This window comes from Sinomicrobium endophyticum (assembly GCF_052983315.1).
Window position 1 is genome coordinate 47,406 of the sequence record NZ_JBRKIS010000016.1, and the last position, 23,414, is coordinate 70,819.

General features: G+C 42.9%; 18 protein-coding genes and 1 tRNA gene. 5 read left to right on the forward strand and 14 right to left on the reverse strand.

Annotated features, from left to right (window positions below; genetic code table 11):
- Window positions 1-30: 30 nt before the first annotated feature.
- From ACVBDU_RS04460 to ACVBDU_RS04520, 13 genes are all read right to left on the reverse strand, one after another.
- Window positions 31-1,245: a hypothetical protein gene (locus tag ACVBDU_RS04460; RefSeq protein ID WP_447178569.1), complete on the reverse strand. Its 1,215-nt coding sequence runs from the start codon at window positions 1,243-1,245 to the stop codon at window positions 31-33.
- Between the two features lie 61 nt (window positions 1,246-1,306).
- Entirely contained in the window at window positions 1,307-2,455 is a 1,149-nt protein-coding gene (locus ACVBDU_RS04465; RefSeq protein WP_447178570.1) for a hypothetical protein, read from the reverse strand.
- Window positions 2,456-2,457: 2 nt separating this feature from the next.
- The gene (locus tag ACVBDU_RS04470; RefSeq protein ID WP_447178571.1) at window positions 2,458-3,717 is read right to left on the reverse strand and encodes a DUF4998 domain-containing protein; all 1,260 of its coding nucleotides are present in this window, start codon (window positions 3,715-3,717) and stop codon (window positions 2,458-2,460) included.
- A 29-nt stretch (window positions 3,718-3,746) separates the two neighbouring features.
- Window positions 3,747-4,967, reverse strand: a complete 1,221-nt coding sequence (locus ACVBDU_RS04475) for a DUF5000 domain-containing lipoprotein (RefSeq protein ID WP_447178572.1) — start codon at window positions 4,965-4,967, stop codon at window positions 3,747-3,749.
- Window positions 4,968-4,995: 28 nt separating this feature from the next.
- On the reverse strand, window positions 4,996-6,948 hold the full coding sequence (locus tag ACVBDU_RS04480; protein WP_447178573.1) for a RagB/SusD family nutrient uptake outer membrane protein: 1,953 nt from the start codon (window positions 6,946-6,948) through the stop codon (window positions 4,996-4,998).
- Window positions 6,949-6,987: 39 nt separating this feature from the next.
- Window positions 6,988-10,131: a SusC/RagA family TonB-linked outer membrane protein gene (locus tag ACVBDU_RS04485; protein ID WP_447178574.1), complete on the reverse strand. Its 3,144-nt coding sequence runs from the start codon at window positions 10,129-10,131 to the stop codon at window positions 6,988-6,990.
- 638 nt (window positions 10,132-10,769) lie between these two features.
- Window positions 10,770-10,843, reverse strand: a tRNA-Arg gene (locus tag ACVBDU_RS04490).
- Window positions 10,844-10,940: 97 nt separating this feature from the next.
- Window positions 10,941-12,035, reverse strand: a complete 1,095-nt coding sequence (locus ACVBDU_RS04495; RefSeq protein WP_447178575.1) for an AMP-binding protein — start codon at window positions 12,033-12,035, stop codon at window positions 10,941-10,943.
- Window positions 12,036-12,057: 22 nt separating this feature from the next.
- A complete protein-coding gene (locus ACVBDU_RS04500; RefSeq protein ID WP_447178576.1) occupies window positions 12,058-13,011 on the reverse strand; it encodes a CPBP family intramembrane glutamic endopeptidase in 954 nt (317 codons plus the stop codon).
- A gap of 11 nt (window positions 13,012-13,022) precedes the next feature.
- Entirely contained in the window at window positions 13,023-14,057 is a 1,035-nt protein-coding gene (locus tag ACVBDU_RS04505) for an o-succinylbenzoate synthase (RefSeq protein ID WP_447178577.1), read from the reverse strand.
- A 15-nt stretch (window positions 14,058-14,072) separates the two neighbouring features.
- Window positions 14,073-14,750 (reverse strand): metal-dependent hydrolase, encoded by a 678-nt coding sequence (locus tag ACVBDU_RS04510; RefSeq protein ID WP_447178578.1) that lies wholly within the window; start codon window positions 14,748-14,750, stop codon window positions 14,073-14,075.
- A gap of 36 nt (window positions 14,751-14,786) precedes the next feature.
- Entirely contained in the window at window positions 14,787-15,689 is a 903-nt protein-coding gene (locus ACVBDU_RS04515) for a 1,4-dihydroxy-2-naphthoate polyprenyltransferase (protein WP_447178579.1), read from the reverse strand.
- A 72-nt stretch (window positions 15,690-15,761) separates the two neighbouring features.
- The gene (locus ACVBDU_RS04520) at window positions 15,762-16,604 is read right to left on the reverse strand and encodes a 1,4-dihydroxy-2-naphthoyl-CoA synthase (protein WP_447175274.1); all 843 of its coding nucleotides are present in this window, start codon (window positions 16,602-16,604) and stop codon (window positions 15,762-15,764) included.
- Window positions 16,605-16,663: 59 nt separating this feature from the next.
- Between ACVBDU_RS04520 and ACVBDU_RS04525 the strand changes: the two genes are divergently transcribed.
- A complete protein-coding gene (locus tag ACVBDU_RS04525; protein WP_447178580.1) occupies window positions 16,664-17,785 on the forward strand; it encodes a C1 family peptidase in 1,122 nt (373 codons plus the stop codon).
- A gap of 15 nt (window positions 17,786-17,800) precedes the next feature.
- Here ACVBDU_RS04525 and ACVBDU_RS04530 read toward each other — a convergent pair whose 3' ends face one another.
- Window positions 17,801-20,236, reverse strand: coding sequence for an outer membrane beta-barrel protein (locus ACVBDU_RS04530; protein WP_447178581.1), 2,436 nt, complete (start codon window positions 20,234-20,236; stop codon window positions 17,801-17,803).
- Between the two features lie 540 nt (window positions 20,237-20,776).
- Here ACVBDU_RS04530 and ACVBDU_RS04535 point away from each other — a divergent pair.
- The 4 genes from ACVBDU_RS04535 to ACVBDU_RS04550 all read left to right on the forward strand — a co-directional run bounded on the left by ACVBDU_RS04535 (window position 20,777) and on the right by ACVBDU_RS04550 (window position 23,405).
- The gene (locus tag ACVBDU_RS04535) at window positions 20,777-21,034 is read left to right on the forward strand and encodes a hypothetical protein (protein ID WP_447178582.1); all 258 of its coding nucleotides are present in this window, start codon (window positions 20,777-20,779) and stop codon (window positions 21,032-21,034) included.
- A 237-nt stretch (window positions 21,035-21,271) separates the two neighbouring features.
- Window positions 21,272-21,748, forward strand: coding sequence for a hypothetical protein (locus tag ACVBDU_RS04540; protein WP_447178583.1), 477 nt, complete (start codon window positions 21,272-21,274; stop codon window positions 21,746-21,748).
- Window positions 21,749-21,784: 36 nt separating this feature from the next.
- On the forward strand, window positions 21,785-22,984 hold the full coding sequence (locus tag ACVBDU_RS04545) for an alanine dehydrogenase (RefSeq protein ID WP_447178584.1): 1,200 nt from the start codon (window positions 21,785-21,787) through the stop codon (window positions 22,982-22,984).
- 43 nt (window positions 22,985-23,027) lie between these two features.
- Window positions 23,028-23,405: a DUF4258 domain-containing protein gene (locus tag ACVBDU_RS04550; protein ID WP_447178585.1), complete on the forward strand. Its 378-nt coding sequence runs from the start codon at window positions 23,028-23,030 to the stop codon at window positions 23,403-23,405.
- The last annotated feature ends 9 nt before the right edge of the window (window positions 23,406-23,414 follow it).

Sequence of the window (23,414 nt, forward strand, 5' to 3'; positions counted from 1 at the left end):
GGAAGCTTTTATCTTGTGAAGAACTCTTAATTAATTACTCGGTAACCCGTCTTTCTTCATTCCCTGTAAAATCAGGGCATGGGTTGTATAGAGCATATCATTTCCCGTGTCTTCATGAGCGCCGTTAATGCCATATGGCCAGAAATGCAGGCCATCTCCTTTTACAACCGTATCTTCGTCCCCTTCCATAAACCGCAGTATTTCGGTAGCTCTTTCTCCCTGGTATATTCCTCCGGAAATAAGTTCGTTCCATTTCCAATGCTGTCCTACTCCTACGGTGTGCATTATCTCATGCATGGCTGTTCCGGTTCTCTGATATCCGGCGTTGGAACCTATACGGATGGTACCGTTTATATGCCCGTCGGCCGTAGGGACTCCCGGATTGTAATATACATTGAGTACTTTTTGTATGGAGGTGAAATTATTGTAGTAATCCACCGCGCTTTCCATAGCAGCCTCTATCCTCTGGTAGTGTTCGAGCAATTCTCCCGAGGGGTCAGATTCCTTGTGAAACGTGTAGGTTACGTTACCCCGTGGTATGGTCCGTACCTCTATTTCATCTCCGTAAGCTGTTCCCTTGGAATTGGTTGCATATGACCTCAGGTAATAAATCGTATCCGGGTCCAGGTCATTTACCCGGCTCATAAAACTTCCGAGTCCTTCCCCTGCGGAGATTTTTTCGTCTTCGACGGTAGCATCGGGGTTTTCACTCCAGCACACTCCTCTTTCGGTCACTGCAAACCCGTTGTCGGAAATAACTTCTGCTCGTACAAAAACTGTTTCCGCTCCCGTAACATGGCGTTGTTCCGTAAGGACAACAGGGAGGTCTGCGGTCTGGGTCATAAACGAACGCTCTTCCCCATAGGCTGTACCCGTACTGTTGACGGCATAGGCGCGAACATAGTAGGTGGTATTGTCCTGCAGTTCCCCGATATTTACCGTAAATTCGCCTCCGGCCTTCACCGATGAGGCTTCCGCACTCCGGCCTTCTTTCACGGGAGAGCTTTCCACACCCCAGCACACCCCTCTTTCGGTTACGGGGGAACTCCCGTCTTTGAGAATGGTTCCCCGGACTATTGCCGTGGTTATGGTAATATTGTTAATTTCCGAGGTCTGAAGCTCCGGAACTTCTCCCGGGATATTTTCGGCTGACTTATTATCAACCGCTTCTAAGGTTTGATTATCCTCGCTGCATGCCAGTGCAAAAGCGAGAAAGATTGCGCAAAATTTGTTTGTGTTTTTCATGCGTAAAGATTTAGGTTAAATAATTAATATATGATTTAAGGAAATCTCAATAGTATTATTTTCAAGGCATTGTAGCAGGTGTGGCGGCTACATAAATGTTCCGGGCCCTGTATCCGGCATGTTCGGGGCCGGGACTGCCACTGGCCCCTTCCATCTGCATATTGATTATCAACCAGAACGGTTTGCCTACAAAGTCCGCAGTATGTGTAGCTTTATGATCATTATCTATAAACAGCTCTATATCCACATCTGTGGCGGAGATCTTATTCATAATCAGTTTATAGTTATGCCATCCTCCTGCATCGGACACCGTGGTCTTAGTCGTTTGCCAGGAGGTGTTCTGCCAATCGGGACCGGTAACCGTATTTTGCCAGTTAGTATTATTTCCTTTAAACTCCATAATGTCTATCTCGGGTGGCCAGCTCCAGGCGCCTGTAATCCAGAAAGCCGGCCAGGAACCTACCATTGTAGGCACCTGAAAATCCCCGCTTATTTCCCAGGAGGGCAGAGAATCGTTTACGACAATATGCTCCTTGAAATGAATGGCGCCGGAATGGTACCGTATTTTCAACCACGGGTCCGCCGTACTGTTCCCTTCATCCTCATAGACACGGTTTGCCTCCATCCGTAAAACTCCGTCCGGTTCCAGGGTCACCTGGTCTTCATACATACGGGCGGAACCGTTGTGGTCCGTCCCCCAGGGGTAAAACATATTCCAATGCTCCGTAAACTTTTCAGGACTTTCAAAAGAGGTAGAGTCCAGAAAAACAATGGGCTGTACGGGTTCCTGGTTTTTCCCGGTAACAAAACTCAGGGTTTCTCCATATCCTGTCCCGGCATTATTGACAGCAAAGGCCCGGACATAGTATTCCTTGTTTTCTTCCAGGTTGTTCAGGTTTGCCGAGAACTCCCCGGAGGCCCGTACCGACACTGCCTCGGCGGATGCCACATCCACGGTTGGGGTTCCGGTCCTGTCCCAGCATATTCCCCTTCGGGTAACCGATGCCCCGCCGTTGTTTGTAACGCTTCCCTTTACTGTCGCCGTGCTCAGGGTTACGTTGCTTATCTCCAGTGTTTTTAATACCGGAATTTCGGCCTGTACATCCGGGGTCTCACCCAAGTCAGTTTCCTCCTGTTTATCGTCATCCGTACAGGCCGAAAGCGAACAAAACAATAGAATAAAGTAAGCTGATTTTTTCAGAACATCCATGTTTAATCCATTTTATAAAATTCAAAGGAACGTATATTGCAATGTCTTCCGTTCGCTGTTCCCGGGTATTGTTCATTTACGTTGCCCCCTGGCTGTGTTGTAGCGTAGCCTACGGAAACTTGTTTTTCTTCCGTGATTGTAAATTCCACCTTAAAGCCATCCGGGTCGTTATCACGCAGAACCCGGACATGCCCCAGGGTAGCAGAAGAAGTTTCTATGACATCGACATCCGGAAGATCGTCTCCTTCGCTTACTACCAGGTAGGCCTGGTCGCCCTGGCCTACATTCCAGGTGTCGTTTGCACCGCCTGACTGTCTCAGGTTGGCTTTAAATGTATACGTTCCGGGAGAAAGCGTAACGGTTTGGTATACCTTCCCGTTCACTATTTCGGGGGTTCCCCAGCCCGATTCGAGGTTAAAATAGGCCGTACCGGTATTGGTGTCCGTACCTCCGTAGCCATTATGACTTTTGGCCGCATCATTGGTAATCCAGTTTGCCAGGATTCCCCATCTTCCCGAAAAAGATTCTCTTTCAAAAGGAGCCTCGTAATTTTTCAGGTAAACTATATTGGGATCGATGGAAGTATAATCGGTATAAAATGTATCTATACTCGTAGAATCGGGGAGAAAAAGGGTGCGATACTGATATTCGGTGCCGATCTTATAATTTTCTATTTCCACCCCGGTGCTGTCTATGGGAACTCTTAATATGTGTTCCCCGTCATTTCCGTCCATGAATATTATTTCCGTAGCGAAAACACCACTGGTAAGGTCCATACCGGCATACGCTACGGTAGCAGTAAGATCTCCTGCGTATAAATCGCTCTTATTTACGGGCCTGTTAATCAGAGAAGCCTGGTAACGCTGTCCGTAAGCGGTTCCTGTCGCATATACCGGCACCGAACTGTTGCCTAGCTGATCGTATGTTCTTATCTCAAAATTGTAGATGTTCTCGTCCAGTCCTTCTATAAGTGTACGAAGCGTGTCCAGATTTGCTGTTTTCGTTACCGGAATCACCAGGGAATCTGCCCGGTCATTCCAGTAAATACGGCACTCGGTGATCTTCGGGTCCGCTTTGAACAGCCCTTCTACACGTACCCTGTTCCTTCCGGAATATATTTTCAGGGAATCTATCTTACCGGTATATGAAATTTCCCCGTCGCGGACATATTCTTTGTAATCGTCCATCTCGGAACATGACAATACGGCAAAAAAGCAAAGGACAATTCCGTATAAGCCTGTTTTTATATTATTCCTATTCATTATTTTATTTTTATGTTTTGTTTCTTTTTTTACCTCGGGTCGCCATATACCTGAACTTCTCCGATGGCGAGGTTTGTACTTCCTCCCCAGTTTCTGAGACACTTGATCCTCAGATACCTTACTTTGGGGACATTGATATCAAATTCCCAGCTGAAGCCTTCATTGGCGAGACGATAATCTTCGTCGTTCTGTTCACCGTAGGGAAGTCCCGAAGGTTTTACTTCCTGGTAGGTGCCCAGCAGGTGCCAGTTGTTAAAACTACCATCGGCAGGAGGATCGTCTGACCCCCATACTTCAAACCGGTACATACAATGCAGGTAATAATAGGTACGCCCGTTGTAATACTCGGGATAGTCCCATATAACAATACGGCTCAGCTTGGCCAATTGCCCTACATCGAAGGTTATAACATGTTCGCCGGGATGGACTGCCTGGGTCATATATATTCCTGGCCAGTGCATAATATTGCCATCCCACATCCCGGTCATCGGTGTAGAGGCATGCCTTGGAGCATCCCCGGGAAGGTGCATTCCATTGTACCCGGACTTGGGAATGGCCGTTTCATACAGGGGAGATATACTGGTGTATAAAGTATCCGAATAATTGAGCCACCGGTCTCTTACCGTAAAGGCAAAGTCCTGTTTTAAGGTGTCCATTCCGCGTACGGAATGTGAAATATTATCGGTAGAGGTATAGATGCTATTAGGATGGATCTCCCAATCGTCATTTTCGTTCTTCTGCATAATAAGGACAGCCACATCGCTCCTGTACGGATTCTCCGCATTGACATATACCCCTCCGAAAGCCGCTCCTACATGGAGGCTCCTGTACACATCCCACAGGGGTGCTTCCAACGGTTTTACGATTGCAGTAACGGGTTCCGATTCCACTTCACTACGGTTTACGGCATATAATTTCACCTCGTGCTCCAGGGTATCGGCAAAACCTTCCACGATAAGGGCATTTTCGTAATAGGAAGCCTTGGTTTCCATCTCCCTTCCTGTAGGCAGTGTGTACTTTGCCTTGACATATAACAGGTCCCGGTCGTCAGGAAGCGCATAAGTGATCCGGGCCTTTCCCCGCTGGTTTTCCACCTTAATATTGTGTACTACTCCCGGGGCCTCCGGGTTATTTTCCAGGGGTTCCTGGGTGTCGGAGTCGCTGCAGGCAACGGTAAAACTCCCGGTGATGATGAGAAGGGACATCTTGAATATACCCGTTGCCAAACCATTTTTTATTAACTTTTTCATTGTCTGTGTGTTTTATGATTGGACATCTTTACCATCCGGGATTTTGCACCAGGTTGGGGTTCTGTATAATGGCATTTTCCCCTATCGGCCAGAAATAATCGCGGGGAGCGATGAATTGCTGCTGGTAAATGGTCCGAACCTGGTAGTAGGAATTGGAGTCTTCTCCCTTTATATTCCATCCTGTTATGGGTGCGTTCAGCGTCTCTACCGCTTTTTTCCACCGACGAAGGTCCCAGAAACGGTGTCCTTCAAAAGCGAGTTCGATGAGGCGTTCGTGGTGTATGATCTCCCTGAGTCCCTCTTTAGAAGCATACTTGGAGGGGTTTACCGAATAATTTTCCCAGGACTCTACTATTCCTTCAAGTCCTGCTCTTTCCCGGATCTTATCGAGATATTCATAGACTGCCGGGGAAGGGCCGCTTGTTTCGTTCAGGGCTTCGGCATACATCAGGTAGACCTCTGCAAGGCGCAACTGTGGCCATGCATATGTCTTATAGGAAACCCCCGATTCGCTCGTCGATTGGTTCCAGTCTACCAGTTTCTTGATGTAGTACCCCGTTTCATTGAAATTAAAGGCGTGACTACTCCCTCCATAATCGGTATATTTCGCTCTCAACACCCATGTGCCTTCATCGGAATTGGAAGGACTGTCATATTTGTACCAGGTTCCCCCGTCAAAACACAAAGAGGCATAAAATCGGGGTTCCCGGTCGAAATTCAGTCTGGCTGTTTCAAAACCTTCCTCGATATAAAACCTTTCGTCATGTGTCGCTACCCGAAGATTTTTTTCCTCTGTAAAGTCCAGCGTTTTATCTTCGTTTACGGGTACCCCGTTATGGGTATAGAACAACCTTGCCATCTTTAAGGGAGGGGAAAGTATTTTGGTGGCATTGTTATGATTGTGCTCTACATGCAGGGGAGCCATACTAAAGAGTTGTAAACTTCCGGTGAGGCTATTGGAATTAGCCCAGATATGTTCGGGGTTCCAGCGCTCACATATGGCCTGCCGTATACTCATCTGGGTCATGGTCGTATCGGAAAGTGAAAACGATGATCCGGGAAATTTGTAGAGACTGTGCCCGGCCCCTTCGGCAGACCGAATGGCTTCCAGGGCTGCATCTGCCGCTCTTTGCCATTTTGTTTCGTCTACGCCAGGATTAAATAAAGGGGTACCGTCATTATCCGTAAAACCCGAAAAATCAGGATTCCCGTTAAACAGGGGGCTGGCTGCCATTAATAATAATTTTGCTTTTATACCCAGAGCAATGGGTTTGGTGATGCGCCCCAGTTCAAGATTGCGGTCTGTGATGCTTTCCGGAAGTTTTTCGGCTGCACTGTCCAGCAGAGCAGCTATATAATCCACACATTCGTCTACCGGTTGTCTTTTTACATTCACTTCTTCTTCTGCTGCATCTATAGGGAGATTTTCATCGATAATGGGTATCGGTCCGTACATCCGGAGCAAATAAAAGTGATAGTATGCCTTGAGAAATTCGACTTCTCCCAGCCATCGTTTCCTCTCATCATCCCGCAGGTCGGGAACATTATCGGTATTCCGTACATTTTCCAAAAAAATATTACAGTGCCGTATCGCCTTATACAGGCCGTAAAGGTCATCCGGCCCACCTCCGTGGTAATTGCCTTGCCAGGCATTCATATAAGGGTCTGATCTTCTCTGATTTCCCCTTGCAATTTCAAAGGCATGACTGGTGATCCGTTTCTGGTATGGTATCCATATTTCATCGCCGGCGAGCATGCCTATATTGTAGTGCACATCTCCGTCCCTGGGAAGGTAGGAATAACAGGTGAACAAATATTTTTCCGCTTCGTTCCTAAGTTTAAACGCGTGTTCGATAGTGGATACATTATCGGGAACTACATCCAGAAAATCATCACTACAGGATGGTATGGCACAGCATAGAGCGACCAATGACACCCACATTAATTTCTTATATGACTGGTTATATAATTTGATATTCATGATTTCATTTTATGGTTTATTTTATGCGCAAGCCATCTATTACAAATCGAGTAATATCCCTAAGTTATAGACCGATTGTATAGGGTATCCCAGGCCACTGCCTCCCATTTCCGGGTCCCACATCTTAAATTTGCTCCATAATGCAAGATTGGTTCCGCTCAGGTAAACCCTGAAGCCTTTTATCCCGTATTTATCCAGGAGTTTACCGGGGGCATTATACCCGATCTCCACATTTTTAAGCCGCAGGAAGGCCCCGTTTCGCATCCACCAGGTTGACGTTCGATTATTATTCTCGATAAAAGTATCGCTCAGTCTCGGCCAGAATGCGTATACATCCCGGTTTTCCTCAGACCAGTGACTGTCTGCAATTACCCCCAACAGGCCATTTTGTGCATAGGTGTTGGTATCATTATCATAATTCAGCACAAAGGGAGAAATATTTCCCGAGTGGATAAAGAACGATGTCCGGGCAACTCCCTGGAAAAAAGCACTGAAATCAAAATCCTTAAAACCGACAGTGCCGCCAAAACCGTAAACGATCTCCGGGGTAGTGGGATACCCTATAGGAACCATATCATTGGCAGTGATCATCCCGTCCCCGTTCATGTCCCTGTACTTGATATCTCCTCCCATATAGGTGCCGAACTGCGAAGGTGAATTGGCAACTTCTTCGTCATCCACAAACAACCGTTCCGCTATAAACCCGAATTGACGGGATATGGACTGTCCTTTTCTGTAGCGGTATTGCATATTCTCGGGATAAATATTCTCGTCAAACTTTATTATTTTACTGGTGGCATAAGTTAAATTGCCCCGCAGGCTGGTCCACCAGTTCTGGGATAATTGCTTGTTATAGTTGAGGGATACATCTACTCCCTGGCTTTCCGCTTTCCCGAAATTGGCCGAGGGGATAACCATCAATCCCATGGTAGAACCGAGATTGGAACGTTGCTGTAAAATATTGCTCCTCCGTTGCCGGAAGGCATCTACGATAATTTCCAGGGAATTATTGAACATATTGATATCCATACCGATGTTGATCTGCTCCGACTTTTCCCAACTGATCAGGGTATTTGCATACCTGGAAATGGAGACCCCGGGCCTGTAATAATTAAATGTCTCTCCGAAGCTAGCCCCATATAAGGCATTATTAAGGTTGACATCGGACAGATAGAAAAAACGATCCTCATCGTCCCCGATCGCATCGTTTCCTACCCAACCATAAGTCGCTCTTAATTTCAGGTTATTGACTACCTTTTTCAGCGGTTCAAAGAACTTTTCATTGGATATACGGTATCCTATTCCGAAGGAAGGGAAAAAACCGTACCGGTGATTTTGGGCAAAGCGTTCGGAACCGTTATATCCGAAATTGAACTCGGTCAGGTAACGATCGTCATAACTATATGTAAACCGCCCGGAAATGCCGTGGTTTCTGTGGGCCAAAGAAGACTGAAGATCACCCGAATTACCCGTTTCATAGCTGGAAATTATATTGATAAGCATTCCCGATACCGCGTGTTTTTCCCCGAATATTCGATTGTAATTAATGGCAGTTTCCAGGTATATCCTCGAATCGATCTCTTTATCTCCTTCGTCATATCCCAGGTATTCGCTGCCGGGAGTTCCTATGGAATTAGCTCCCCCGTCATTGAGAACCCTGAGATTAATGCTGTTATCTATAGGATTTAAAGAGGAGGAATAATAAAAGGGATTATATTGCCGGGATACCTGGAAATAGGACATCCTCTTTACGTATCCCATGGCACGGGCAGAAAGCCCTTCGGTGATCGAATTCAGGTCTTGTTTTAGTTCGAGCTGGGCCTGGATGTTGGACCTTTTCCATACCTGGTACCCCCGGACCATTTCAGCATAGGGATTCGTAAGCAATCCCGTACCATCCTGCCCGGCTACCGCCCCTCCGAACAAAGGATGTTCTACGTAGGGCAATAGCCCGGAAGGATAAACCGCGGGGAATTTTACCGGGTTGGACCAAATGGCGCGGCTAAATGTAGCTCCCCCGCCCCCTGCCGGGCCGTTATAATCGTCGAATTGCCCGTAGAGCCTTACTGCAGCTTCTGTAGTACCGGTAAGGGTAACATCTACATTGGAGCGGATGGAATAATTGCGTAATTTAATGTTGCTGTTAAAATTATTGATGTTATCCACCTTCAGAACCCCGTTATCCACATTATAGGTTCCCGCTACATAATATCGCGCCCGCTCTCCGCCACCTGCCGCGCTGAGATTATATCCCTGATTAACCGTATAATCCTTGATCAACTGGTCTATCCAGTTGTTATTCGGATACAACAAGGGGTCGTCTCCTGCAGCGGTACGGTCTATCTTGGTCTGGGTATAGGGCAATACCGAATTCGGATCCCTGGTCAATGCTGCTTCATTGGCCAGGTTCATATAGGTGATATTGTCCGCAAACCTGAAATTTCGCGTATTGGAGGAAATCCTGTTTTCCGCTCTGAACTTAAAACGGACCTTACCCGCTTCGCCGGACTTGGTGGTGATCAGAACTACCCCGTTGGCGCCTCTTGCCCCGTATATAGCGGCAGCAGCGGCATCCTTTAGTACGGAAAACGAATCAATATCGTCCGGCTGTAAGCGCGCCATATCCGTGGTAGAAGATTCTATCCCGTCGATCAGGATCAACGGATTTACCTTACCGGAACCGAAGGAACCCAGTCCGCGAATAAAAAAATCGGAATTGTCCGCTCCGGGTTCTCCGCTCCGCTGATAAGCGATCATCCCGGAAACTCTACCGGCCATCATTGTGGTAAGGTTACTTGTAGGGCCCTTGAGTTCCTTGGGATTAATAGTAGTTACGGAACTTACAAGGCTCGCTTTCTTTTGCGTACCGAACCCCACTACCACCGTTTCATCCAACTCCTGTAGATCCTGCTGCAGTATAACGTTCACAATGGTTCTTCCGTTAACAGGAATTTCCACGGCCTTAAAACCCACATAGGAAAAGACCAGGCTTTGTTCCGGTTCTATTCTTAATTCGTAATTGCCGTCAAAATCGGTAGTCGTTCCCTTGGTGACTCCTTTTACTTTAACCGTAACTCCGGGTAACGGCTGCTGATCGTCCCCGGAAATGACCTGACCGGTTACTGTAATCGGTTCTTCCTGCGCAAACCCTCTGAAGAAAGGATTTAACAGTAAAATCAGCATTCCTAATGTTTTTGATAAATTGTAAAGTTGTTTCATGTCATACTTTTGGTTTTAGATTGGTTATGGTACTAGTCAGCCAAGTGAAAACACGCGGAATTCACTTTATAATTTTTTTGAAGATTTACATCTTCTATCCAAAGAGAGATGGAAATTAATTAAGTGTCTTTAATACACAGATGTAAATATATTGTTAAAATAATAGAGTCATTAATACTATATTAACATATTTTAACATAATATTACCTTGTAATGATTATTAATTAACAATGAAGGAGATAAATAGCGCTAAAATCGTTAAAAAGAGTTAAATTCATGGTATTATTATATTTCCTGTATTCATACTAATAAATCTAAATACGGATAATATCATCACTTAAACCCTTGTTTTTTTTTACTATTATTAGTGATCTCTGCTTCGAGTTTTAGAAGCAATTAACTAATTAGAAAAAGAAAAGATGAAATTAAAAACGGTATTGATTTTGTTTTGGGAAACCCAATGTAAGATTACGAACGTACTTCCGGCATTTGAAAACGTAGTAGTAGTTTAAATACCAATTTTTTGAGATTGAGAATCCGAAAAAAAAGAATTAAGCACATTCCCAAAAACAAAAAGAGGCACCGTATTGGCACCTCTTATGTGATCACGCCAGGATTCGAACCTGGGACCGTCTGCTTAGAAGGCAGATGCTCTATCCAACTGAGCTACGTGACCATTTTTACTTTTCCTTAAAAGCGGTGCAAATATATAACCGAATTTTGTACAAAACAACACAAATACGGATAATCTACACATTAACGGGAAAGCCATATTACAAATCTCTATGCCTTAGTACCTTTCCGCTTTTGGTTTCTTTAAAGTTTTTTAGCAGGCGGACTTCTTTCGGGGTTTCATACTTATCCAATAAGTCCAATCCGGATATTTTCCTGAGGATTTCTTTTGCTTCCAGTCCAGGATTTGTTTTCTCTTCCACAAATAAAACCAGTTTTTCCCCGAGTTCGTCATCGGGAATTCCCGCCAGGTAAAACCGTCCGGGTATTACTTTCTTTATTTTTTTCTCTATCTGTTCCGGAACCAGTTTTACTCCTCCGGAATTCACTAGGTTATCATATCTCCCCAACCATCGGAACTCTTTTTCGGAAACCAGTTCTACCAGGTCATTTGTGGTTATTGTCAAATCCGAAATGTCCGGTGCGTTTATCACCAGACAGCCTCTGTCATCCAGTGATATTCCGACTCCTGGTAACAGGGTAAAATAAGGCTGTTCTCCGTTATTCAGGTGATTTACTTTCCCCGCAGCGATATGTGTAACGGTTTCTGTCATCCCGTAGGTTTCATAAACTTCGCATGTGGTTTTTCCGAGCATTCTTTTTAAATCTACGGACATCGGGGCCCCTCCTACGATCAGGGTTTTAATACGGTCCAGTCCGGAAAGAGAATTTTGTACCTGCATTGGGGTCATAGCTACAAAATCATACTCTTTGTTTGTTCTTTCCAACGGATTTGACGATGGCTTAACCATATCAATTTCCAATCCCAGGATCATAGCACGCACCAGCATCATCTTTCCGGCTATATAATCGGCCGGTAAACACAATAAAGCGGTATCTCCTACTGTAATTCCAAAAAAATCTCCCGTGGCTATAGCCGAATTCACCATATGCTGTTTCCTTAATTCTATTTTCTTGGGTTTCCCCGTAGAACCGGAAGTATAAACGGCAATAGTTTCCCGGTTGTCCAGCCAATCCAGCAAAAAGTTGCCGATAACTTTTTGATAGGGTTCTCCTTCTTTTATAAAATCATATGCCACCAAACTGAGATCCTCCCTGCTGAAATAGGTGCCGTTCAGTTTAAAGCGATTGTGAATGTTCTTATATGTTACAGGCAACACGGGTGTGTTTGTCATGATTTTTATCTGTAGTTACTATTTATATCTCAGTTTGTATGGATTCTTCCGGCGCCGGAGGCGTTATTTTTCCAAACAGTTTATCCTTCCATCCCTTCCAGCCGTATTTCCTGGCGAAAATGAGTGTTAATACGGGATAAATCACTATAAGGGGAAAGAAGATCTCAAACCCTACAGAAGGTTCGGACAGGTCTTTTAATACGGAATGCGTCTGGAAAGCTGTCCAGTCGGCAGTAACAAACAGCGCTATAAAGAGATTGTTGGCGGCATGGAAGCCAAGCGCCAGTTCAATCCCTTCATCCATAAGGGTTATTATTCCCAGGAAAAAACCTATACCTACATAAGCTACCAGGGCCACATATCCTATTTTCCCTATTTCCGGGTTAAAAATATGCATGAACCCGAAAATAAGGGAGGTCGCTACTAAAGGGACCCAGCGGTTTTTGGCAAATACACCTATCCCCTGCATTAAATATCCGCGGAAAATATACTCTTCAAAACTGGTTTGCAATGGTATCAGCAGTATGGATATAATACACATGATAACAAAAGGCACCAATTTAAAATTCCATTGGTAATCTTCGGGGGAAATGAAATATCCGACCCATATGAACACAATGCTGATAAGTCCCCAGAGGCCAAAAGAGAAGAATATTTTTTTCCAGTCGAGTTTCTGCCTGGCAGAATGCAATACTTTAAAAGGCAATCCGTGGACCGGTTTCATCCAGAGATAGAGCCCTCCCAGCCCTAAAGCGAAAGGAACCAGTAGTAATACGAGCATGATATTCGGGTCGTATATCGTGAGAATATCCATAGGATTGGACAGGCCTACATTACCTCCGGTAAACGCTTTATAAGCCATAGCCGCGCCTAATACTAAACTTCCTATAACCTGACTTCCCCCGAAAGTCACAAAAACCCCGAGAATATACCTCCATAATTCGTGCTTTCCCTTAAATGCCTGTTCTATATACATATATTAATTTTTCAGAGTTGAATTTCCCAGTTCTTATCCTTATTGTATTGTAATGTTCCGTTGTTTACTTCCAGAGGACTATCCAGGTTGTTTGTATAGAGGCTTCCTGTTCCCAGTCCCTGGGGCATGGTGTTATGGAGGGTGTATGTCCACTGCGCAATAGCATTCAGGCCTATATTGCTTTCCAAAGCACTTGTAATCCACCATCCGGCATTGTAATCTTCGGCAAGTTGTATCCACTCCTCACTACCCCGGTAGCCTCCTACAAGGCTCGGTTTTAAAATTACATATTGCGGTTGTATAGTCTTTAAAAGATCTCTTTTTTCGGAAAGATCAAAAATACCTATCAGCTCTTCATCCAGGGCTATCGGCAAAGAAGTATTGGCACAAAGACCGGCCATTTCCTCCCATTGTCCCGGCCGGATAGGTTGTTCTATGGAATGTAATTCCAGTTCGGATAAGCTGTTGAGTTTTTGCAAAGCATTGCCGGGAGTAAAGGCTCCGTTTGCATCGACCCTTATCTCTATATCCGAAGACGAAAATTCCCTGCGTACGGATTTAAGCAATTCCAGCTCGGTTTCAAAATCTATAGCCCCGATCTTCATCTTAATGCAACGAAATCCCTGTTGAATTTTTTCCCGGATCTGTTGCTGCATAAAATCTTTACTCCCCATCCATACCAGGCCATTTATAAATATGGAATCTTCACTATTGGTAAATGCGGAAGGGTATAAAAGAAACGGAGATTCCGATCGGAAGGACAAAAAAGCCTGCTCCAGCCCGAACTGGATAGAAGGAAATTCTTTCAGTTCCCGGTATAAATCATCTATTCCCAAATGCACATTGTCGCATGCCCATTTCAGCTTTTCTTCATAATCTTCCCTGTCATCCGCACTCAGGCTTCGGAGAATACCACACTCCCCTATTCCTGTTCTGCCGCTATCTTCCAATAAAATAAACCAGGTTTCCTTTTCATTCAGAATTCCCCTTGAAGTCCCGCTGGGCCTTTTAAACTGAAGTATATACTTCCGGTAGGATGCTTTCATTTATTGTTCATAACTCTAAAGCTCTATACTTTCCCCTATGGAAAGCAACATCAGATCTTTTCCTTTATCAAAAAATTTTCGTTTAGCTTCTTCATGATCTATTTCGATATAACCGAAAGTATCAAAGTGATAGCCGAGAATCTTATCGCATTCCACAAAATCGGAAGCTATGATGGCATCATCGACACCCATCGTAAAATTATCCCCGATAGGTAAAATAGCAAGGTCGAGTTTCAGATACATGGGAATGAGTTTCATGTCCATGGTAAGGGCTGTGTCTCCGGCGATGTAAATATTTTTATGTTCTCCCTCTATGATAAACCCACCGGGCTGTCCGCCATAACTACCGTCCGGGAAGGAAGAAGTATGGATCGCATTGACATATTTTACTTTTCCGAATTCAAAATCCCAGCTACCACCGTGGTTCATCGGATGGAAGTCTATCCCCTTGTCTCCGTAATGATTGGCTACCTCGAAGTTGGCAATAACCATGGCTCCTGTTTGTTGTGCTATGGTCTCCACATCCAGCGTATGGTCCTGGTGCGCATGTGTAACGAGGATATAATCCGCTTTTATCTGGTTTATATCTATATATGCGGCTTTTTTATTTCCGGAGATAAAAGGGTCTACCAAAATATGAATATCGTTTACCTCTATTCCTAAACTCGCGTGTCCGTAATATGTGATCTTCATTTTCTGTTTGTTTAATAGGATTGAGATTACTTCTGTTTATAGAACAAGTCCCAAAGTAAAAAGAAGTGACAGCAAAAACGTACTTATAGCCAGTTTTTTCAACTCCGGGTCCAGTTCTTTCGGCACCGCATTCTCCTTTACCGTTTTTATATGTTTTAATACGGGGATAAATGCCAAAAGAAATATATACTGATAAATATAAAAACTTTGGAGGAGAGCAAAAAGTAAAAACAGCAGTAATGCTGTAATCAGAATGGTATAATGATATTTTTTAGCCCGTTTTCCCCCGATTTTGACCACCAAAGTATTTTTTCCCGATGCGGCGTCACTTTTTTCATCGCGCATATTATTGAGATTCAGTACCCCGACACTGAGCAAACCGATAGAAGCTGCCGGGAGAAAAACAGTCCAATCCAGGCTTTTCACATAGAGAAAATAACTTCCGGCTACACTGAGAAGCCCGAAAAACAGGAAAACAAAAACGTCTCCCAGTCCGTTGTAACCATATGCCGATTTCCCAACCGTATACTTTATGGCCGCTATTATGGAAGCGATCCCCAACAGGAAAAATATCAGGGAAAGCAGAAAGTTTTCTTTTCCGAAAGCAACATAAATAAGCAGTGTGGCCACCAGAAGCGTGATTATTATGGTCAGGGTCATCGCCTTTTTCATTTCCCCGGGGGTTATTGCACCACTCTGCAAGGCGCGCTGCGGACCTATACGGTCTTTATTGTCCGTCCCCTTTACGCCATCTCCGTAATCGTTGGCAAAGTTGGAAAGCACCTGGAAGCCGATGGTGGTAAGGAGCGCGAGTACGCATATCTGCCAGTTAAAAAAACCACAGGAAGCGGCAATACCGGTACCCGTAATAATTCCGGATACCGAAAGCGGCAATGTCCGGAGCCGTGCCGCAACTATAAAAGCCTTTGTTTTTGTCATGTAAAATATATTAGCAGGAAAATAATATTCCCTCTACGGAATTCCGGTAAGGGTAATCTTATTCGGGAAACGTTACGGAATCCATTTGATATTGCTGAAATCCGGTTTTCTCTTTTCCAGGAAGGCGTTTCGTCCTTCTTTGGCTTCATCTGTCATATAAGCCAGCCTGGTAGCTTCACCGGCAAAAACCTGTTGGCCTACCATACCGTCGTCCGTAGCGTTAAAGGCAAATTTCAGCATTTTTATAGAAGTCGGTGACTTGGCGAGTATTTCCTGTGCCCATTCGAACGCCGTGTCCTCCAATTCTTCATGTGGTATAACGGCATTTACCATGCCCATATCGAAAGCTTCCTGTGCGGAGTAATTCCTTCCGAGGAAAAAGATCTCCCGGGCGCGCTTCTGGCCTACCATCTTGGCGAGATAAGCCGAACCGTATCCACCGTCAAAACTGGTTACATCGGCATCTGTCTGCTTGAATATAGCATGTTCCTTACTGGCCAGGGTAAGATCGCAAACTACATGGAGACTGTGCCCTCCGCCAACAGCCCATCCGGGAACTACGGCAATAACCACTTTGGGCATAAAACGAATGAGTCTTTGCACTTCCAGTATGTTCAGCCTCGGCATCCCGGAATCATCTACGTATCCCTGGTGTCCCCTGGCATTCTGGTCTCCCCCGCTGCAAAAGGAATACACCCCGTCTTTAGTGGATGGTCCTTCGGCAGACAACAAAACCACACCAATGGAAGTATCTTCACGGGCATCCAGAAAGGCTTCGAAAAGCTCTCCGACAGTCTTCGGACGAAAAGCATTGCGTACATTGGGACGGTTAAAGGCTATCCGCGCCACACCGCCACATTTTTTATAAGTGATATCTTCGTATTCTTTGACAACTTTCCAATCTGCTTTACTCATAATTTTGTTATTTTGCGTAAAAATAATCCTTTTTAGTCTTTTTAACCCAATACCATATAATGAAAAAGATTCTTGTATCGCTGGGCGTTTTATGCTTCTCGGCCCTTTCCTTTGCACAACAGTATACTTTTGATACAGTTACGGACCTGGAAACCACCCCGGTCATAAGCCAGGGCATTACGGGGACGTGCTGGAGTTTTTCCACTTCCTCCTTCCTGGAATCGGAGATCCTGCGGATAACCGGAAAGCAGATCGATATTTCCGAAATGTATAACGTGCGGAACACTTACCCCGAAAAAGCGTGGAACTATGTCATGCGACAGGGAAAAACACAGTTCAGCCAGGGCGGACTTTCACACGATGTCATAAACAGTGTAGCGGAATACGGTATCGTACCGCAAAGTGTTTATACAGGATTAGAAGAGGGACAGGAAAAACACAATCATATCGAAATGCTCTCTGTTCTGGAAGGCATGTTAAACGTATACGTGGAAAATCCTGCTAAAACCCTCTCTCCCAACTGGAAGAAGGCTATTGAAAGTGTTCTGGATGTATACCTGGGGAAAAGAGTGGAAGAATTCACCTATGAAAACAAAAAATATACTCCGGAATCTTTCCTGAAGATGACCAAAATACAACCGGAGAATTACGTGTCTGTCACTTCTTTTACCCACAAACCATTTTATTCGGATTTCATACTCAACATCCCGGATAACTTTTCTAACGGGAGTTACTATAACCTTCCGCTGGATGAGTTCATAACAGTTATAGACCACGCTCTCGAAAACGGGTATACCCTTGCGCTGGACTGCGATGTTAGCGAACCCACCTTCTCACAAAAAGACGGCGTAGCAGTTATCCCGGAAAGCGAAACGGACACCAAAGCCATACTGAAAGATGTAAAACAGGAAAAAAGTATCTCCCCGGAATACCGGCAACAGGAATTCGAGAACTACCATACCACCGACGACCACCTGATGCACATCGTAGGTAAGGTAAAAGACCAGGAAGGCCATGTATATTACAAGGTAAAAAACTCCTGGGGAACGGATAAAATCCGTGTGGGAAAGAGCGGCGGCTATATTAACATGAGCGTTCCCTACATGCGCCTAAAAGCCATATCTGTCATGCTGCACAAAGACGGATTATCCAAAGATATACGCAAAAAGCTAAATCTTTAAACAAGGTATAAGACACTACTCTCCTAACCTTTCCTGTTCGTCGGGGGTAGTGTTTCTTTTGTTGTCTTTTAGGCGGTAATTGCCGAAGTTGTACCGGAGACCTATGGAAACAGTGCGTCTCTCCGGCATATCGATATACCCGTTATCCTGATTGAGATATCTTGATCTTTGCCATATATTCATGGTATTGAAAATATCTGTAAAGTTTAATGTCGCTACCAGTCGCTTATTCCAAAAGGATTTCGTAAATCCTATATCGGTATAAAAACGGGGGGCAGTCTTTATAGAACCATATAAAAAATTTGATAAATAATATAAGGTCAAGTCGGCTGTAAAGGTCCTATCTTGCGATAGCACAAACTGATTATACGCCCTTCCGAAATATCCTAACGTATTACTGGTATGCATGACATTGTTGCTTTCCAAAGCCTGCAAAGTATTTTCCATATAAAATCCAGACATATACACATATAAATACCACCAATCCCGGATATACCCGTAATACATAAAGTCTAAACTATATTGAAACTCTTTATCTATATTAAAATAGGAAGCGTAAATGTTTCGGTTTTCGTTATCTTGAAAAGTCAGCCTTTCTATTAAACCATTGGTATGTTGATAGTAAAGAGAAAGGGTATATTTTTTCTTATATATATAATCTACGGCTATTTTATTTCCTATTGATCTGGTCAACGTAGGGTTTCCTGCTGAAAACTGTCTTTCATATAAATAATATCTATAAGGGTTTAACCGACCGTATCTCGGTCGGTTTAAACTTCTTTTATAGCTTAATTCCAACTGATTATCATTAGTGAAAGTATACTGTAAATTTACACTAGGAAACAACTCAAAATATTTTTGTGTATTAATCTCTTCAAGAATTAAAGAATTGGCTTCTACACCTGTATATTCGCTCCGAAGCCCCAAAGTCAATGCCCACTTTTCCCATTCTGTGGACATACTCCCATATGCTGCATAAATATCTTCTTTATAATTAAAATTATCATTCTCGGTATCTTCGGGGACATCTTCCCCCTCAAATAAGGCTTTGCTTTTACTGCTTATGGTAGAATATTTAAGACCAGTTTCAATATGAAATGAACTCATGGGAATGGAAAAATCCAATTGTTGCGTAAAAATATTATTTCTTTGAGCAGCCCGGAAATCGAAACTATTAGCATTTGTTAATTCATCATTGTTGTTGAAATAATCTGTAAAAAGGGATTGAAACTGCCAATCGTCATAATAAATATAATTACTTGCAGTATTCATTTTCGCTCCCTTATCATTTAAAACAAGATTATAGTCTAAAGAAAAAGCCAGGTTAGACCGATCGTTTTCCAGCTCACTGTTAGTAAGAAAGTAAGATACCAAATCTCGGTCGGTATCAAAAATATCCGTAATCGCCTTGTTACTAAAAATTTTCCCCGGTGAATACAGAATATCGGCAGATATGCTGAGGGAATTTTTTTCATTAAGTGTAAAGTCCAGAATGGAATGCAGGCTGTGGGCATAGGATCTTGTAATTCTTTGAAAATTAACACTCCATTGATCATCCAGAATATTATTTTCAAAAAAATTAAAATAACTCTTATCATGCTTATATTCCTTTCTCAGGCCATAACTATAACTGGCAAAAAGGTTTAAAAAATTATTTTTATAGTAATGATCTGTACCGAAATTGTATTTTGGAAAAATAGCTTCCGTCCAATGGACATTTACGCTTCCTTTATAACCTAGAGAAATATTTTTAGATGTAATGATATTTAACACCGCTCCATCCTCTCCTTCATATTTTGAGGAAGGATTGGTAATTACTTCAACTGATCTAATATTGGTTCCTGGATAATTTTCCAAAAGATTTTGCAATTCATCGCCATTGAGATAAACACGTTTATCGTTAACATATATAGTGGCAGGAGTATTTCTTATTTTTATCTGGTTATTGATCGCAAGAACCCCTGGGGTATTTTTTAGGATTTCAAAGGAATTCTGTTGGGATAAAGAGGTATTTTCTACATTGAAAACAAGCCGGTCACTTTTCCTTTCAACGAAAGGGATATTTCCCATTACTGTTACTTCCGCAAGTTTTTCCGTTGACTTCACTAAAAATATGGTTTCTATTTCATGGTTCTTATTTACTTTAATCGATTTTCTATAGGTATTATATCCGATATATGATGCTTTTATAATATAACTTCCTCCTTCTACATTTCCTATATAAAAATCTCCATTATCACTGGAGGATGTCCCCCGAACAACTATAGAATCTTCCTCTTTCAACAACAGTACATTTACATAAGATAGTGGGCTTTGCTTTTCATCTACGATTTTACCTTCTATATAATAATCCTGTGCGAAAAGAACGGTAGAAAAACAAATAAAATTAGTGAGTAAAAAAATCCATTTTACCATAGACCTTATAAAAATAAAATTTATTTCATCAATCAAAAATATTCTTTTTATCGTAAAAAACAAACACTTTATCGAATCTAATGAAATCTAACGCATAAAAATGAAATACAAAAGAGGAACCACTTTCCATATCGGAAGAATTATGTCCTTCAGAGTTATGAAAAACAGAAAATAGATATAATGAAAGCTTAAGTAAAGAATTTGTTCAAATCGGACTATCCCCAAAAAAGGTGACTTTTCGCCCGACTTGTGGCTTCGCCATCACAAATTCTAATCAGACAAAATACGTATTCAGGCGTAGCCATAAGAACATAACCACCACGTGAGGTGGAAGGTCTCTAAATTTCGTGAAAATGCATCTCACAGACATTGTAAGAAATAACTTTGACTAAAAATACCGTATCTTATTAAGAATTTTTATGTAATATTGTACAGTTCTTTTTTCATACGAAAAAAAATATTCAAAATCCATTTTTTTTCGATAAAAAGTAATAAAGTTACGACGAAAGTATTAATTGACAAGATTTTATTTTTTGGTAGGTTTGCTATAACTAAATAACCAAAAAGCAAACTATCATGAAATCAGTAAAATTATTCCTCATTATTTCTTTCATATCCTTTTCAACCGCCGTTTTCCTTTTCTTATACAATAACAATCAAAAAAAGATTAATAATGTATTAACCTTTGAAAAAAACAAAGTCGGTAAAATAGATTCCCATGGTTATTCAATGGCTATCGACAAAGAAAAAGCAGGAGAAATAGGTCCCAATGGTTATGCCGTAGCTATCGACAAAGAAAAAGCAGGGGAAATAGGCCCTAATGGTTATATATAACGACCAACATTTTCAGTAGAGTGACGACTACGCAACACGCTATAAACCAACGCGTTTAATTTTTTAAGCGCGTTGTGCATTAAATCATTTTTTATTTCCTGATAATACCAAGAATTATTATCTCAAAAGCATAAATTACTTCTTCCCATTTTATTCTTTTCTTTGTATATTGTACGTTTGTTCTATCATAGTCTATACAACCATTTCTGTATGAAAACAAAAAAGGAGAAAAAAAGAATGAGGCGTTCCTTAGTGCTCGGAAGTATAGTGGCCTCTTTAATAGCCATATCCCCATATATATTTTATTTATACGAAAGTTTTCCGGAAACAGATGTATGGGAAACATCATTATTCACCTTTAGAAGTACTTACTTCAGCACACTTTATGTAGCAGCCTGGAATTTCGTAAATAAGTTTGTCCCTCTTTACTTGCTTTTTCTCTGGTTTTTAACTTGTAGACATTGGTGGTATCACATTATTCTTATCCCCATCGCCATGTACACTTTCCAGCTTTTTAGTAATATAAATGCAAATATCAAATATATAGATGAGATGGAAATATACTGGCTCATTCCAATAATGCTCATCATTATCCCAATCGTCTATCTCCTCCGCCTAAAACTCTTCGACAAGATCGTTCACGGCATTGACATGAAGAAACTGGATGAAGAATTGAAAAAGTATGAGGTGGAAGAAGACGATTTCTCCAAATAATTTTATAGCTTTACAGGTATTTGTAGTGTTAAGATTATGAATGTAGCTTCGTCGCCATTTACCAGACAGCAGTTGTTGCCGCAGGAAGAGATGCTGGAGGTCCTGAAACAAAAAGGAGAACTGTTTATAGGTATTCCCAAGGAAATAGCATATCAGGAAAAACGCGTGTGTCTCACCCCGGACGCTGTAAACGCGCTCACCGCACACGGTCACCGGGTTATCATAGAATCCAATGCCGGGGAGGGCGCCAATTTTACGGACAGGGAATACAGTGAAGCCGGGGCCGAAGTAACCAACGATGTCAAAAAAATATTCTCCTGCCCCATTATCCTTAAAGTAGAACCGCCATCCCTGGATGAACTCAAGCTCATCAATCCGCAGACCATACTTATCTCTGCCCTGCAAATAAAGACCCAGAGCAAAAAGTATTTCGAGGAACTGGCCAGGAAAAGGATCACGGCTATAGCATTTGAGTATATCCGCGATGAAGACGGTAATTATCCCGCTGTACGCTCCCTGAGCGAAATCGCCGGAACAGCTTCCGTACTGATTGCCGCCGAACTGATGACCAATGCCAATAACGGCAATGGCCTCATGTTTGGTAATATCAGCGGGGTTCCTCCCGTAGATGTAGTTATCCTCGGCGCAGGGACAGTAGGCGAGTTTGCGGCCAGGTCCGCACTCGGGCTCGGAGCCAGTGTTAAAATATTCGATAATTCCATCACACGGCTCCGCCGTATACAAACCAGCCTGGGCCAGCCCATGTACACGTCTACCCTGCAACCCAAAAACCTCTTTAAAGCGCTGAGACGTTGTGATGTGGTCATCGGTGCCGTAAGGGGAAATAACCGTGCACCGGTTGTCGTAACCGAAACTATGGTGGAGAACATGAAAAACGGTGCAGTAATTATTGATGTAAGTATTGATATGGGAGGTTGTTTCGAAACCAGCGAAGTCACCACCCACGACAAACCTACCTTTGAAAAATACGGTGTTGTTCATTATTGCGTGCCTAATATCCCGGCCAGGTACTCGCGTACCGCCTCCGTTTCCATAAGCAACATATTCACGCCTTATCTTCTTAAAATCGGGGATGAAGGCGGACTGGAAAATTCTCTCCGGTTTGACCGCGGTTTGCGAAACGGGTTGTATTTTTACCACGGAATTTTAACGAACAAAACGGTAGCCGAATGGTTCAACCTGTCGCATAGCGATATTAACCTCCTGATTTTTTAAAAACCGAAAATCATTTGCTTCCGGAAATTAATTACCCGTTTTTATGGAGATATTGAGAAGATTCGGCTACTACTTTATTGGGCTGGCCATAGGTGTTGTTATTGTAGCTTATATTTTTCGGGAAAAAGGTGCGGAGTTCTGCTATTCTCCCAATTGCAGAGTACTGAAAGACATCCGGAACAAAACTATCGTTTATGAAGATGAAGCTCAAAAGAACCTGAAAGAATACACCATAGACACCACCGACATAAAAACTTCCGTGTTTACCGACGGAGATGTTATTTTCGCCAAAAGCGATACCCATCTCGATTCCTGTAAAACGTATACCGTCGAAGGATTATTAAAAACAGGTAAAGTAGAAGTATTTGTAAAAAACTGTGACAGTATTGCAAGGGTCAGTTCCATTACTCTGATCCCGTAAGTGTCTTTC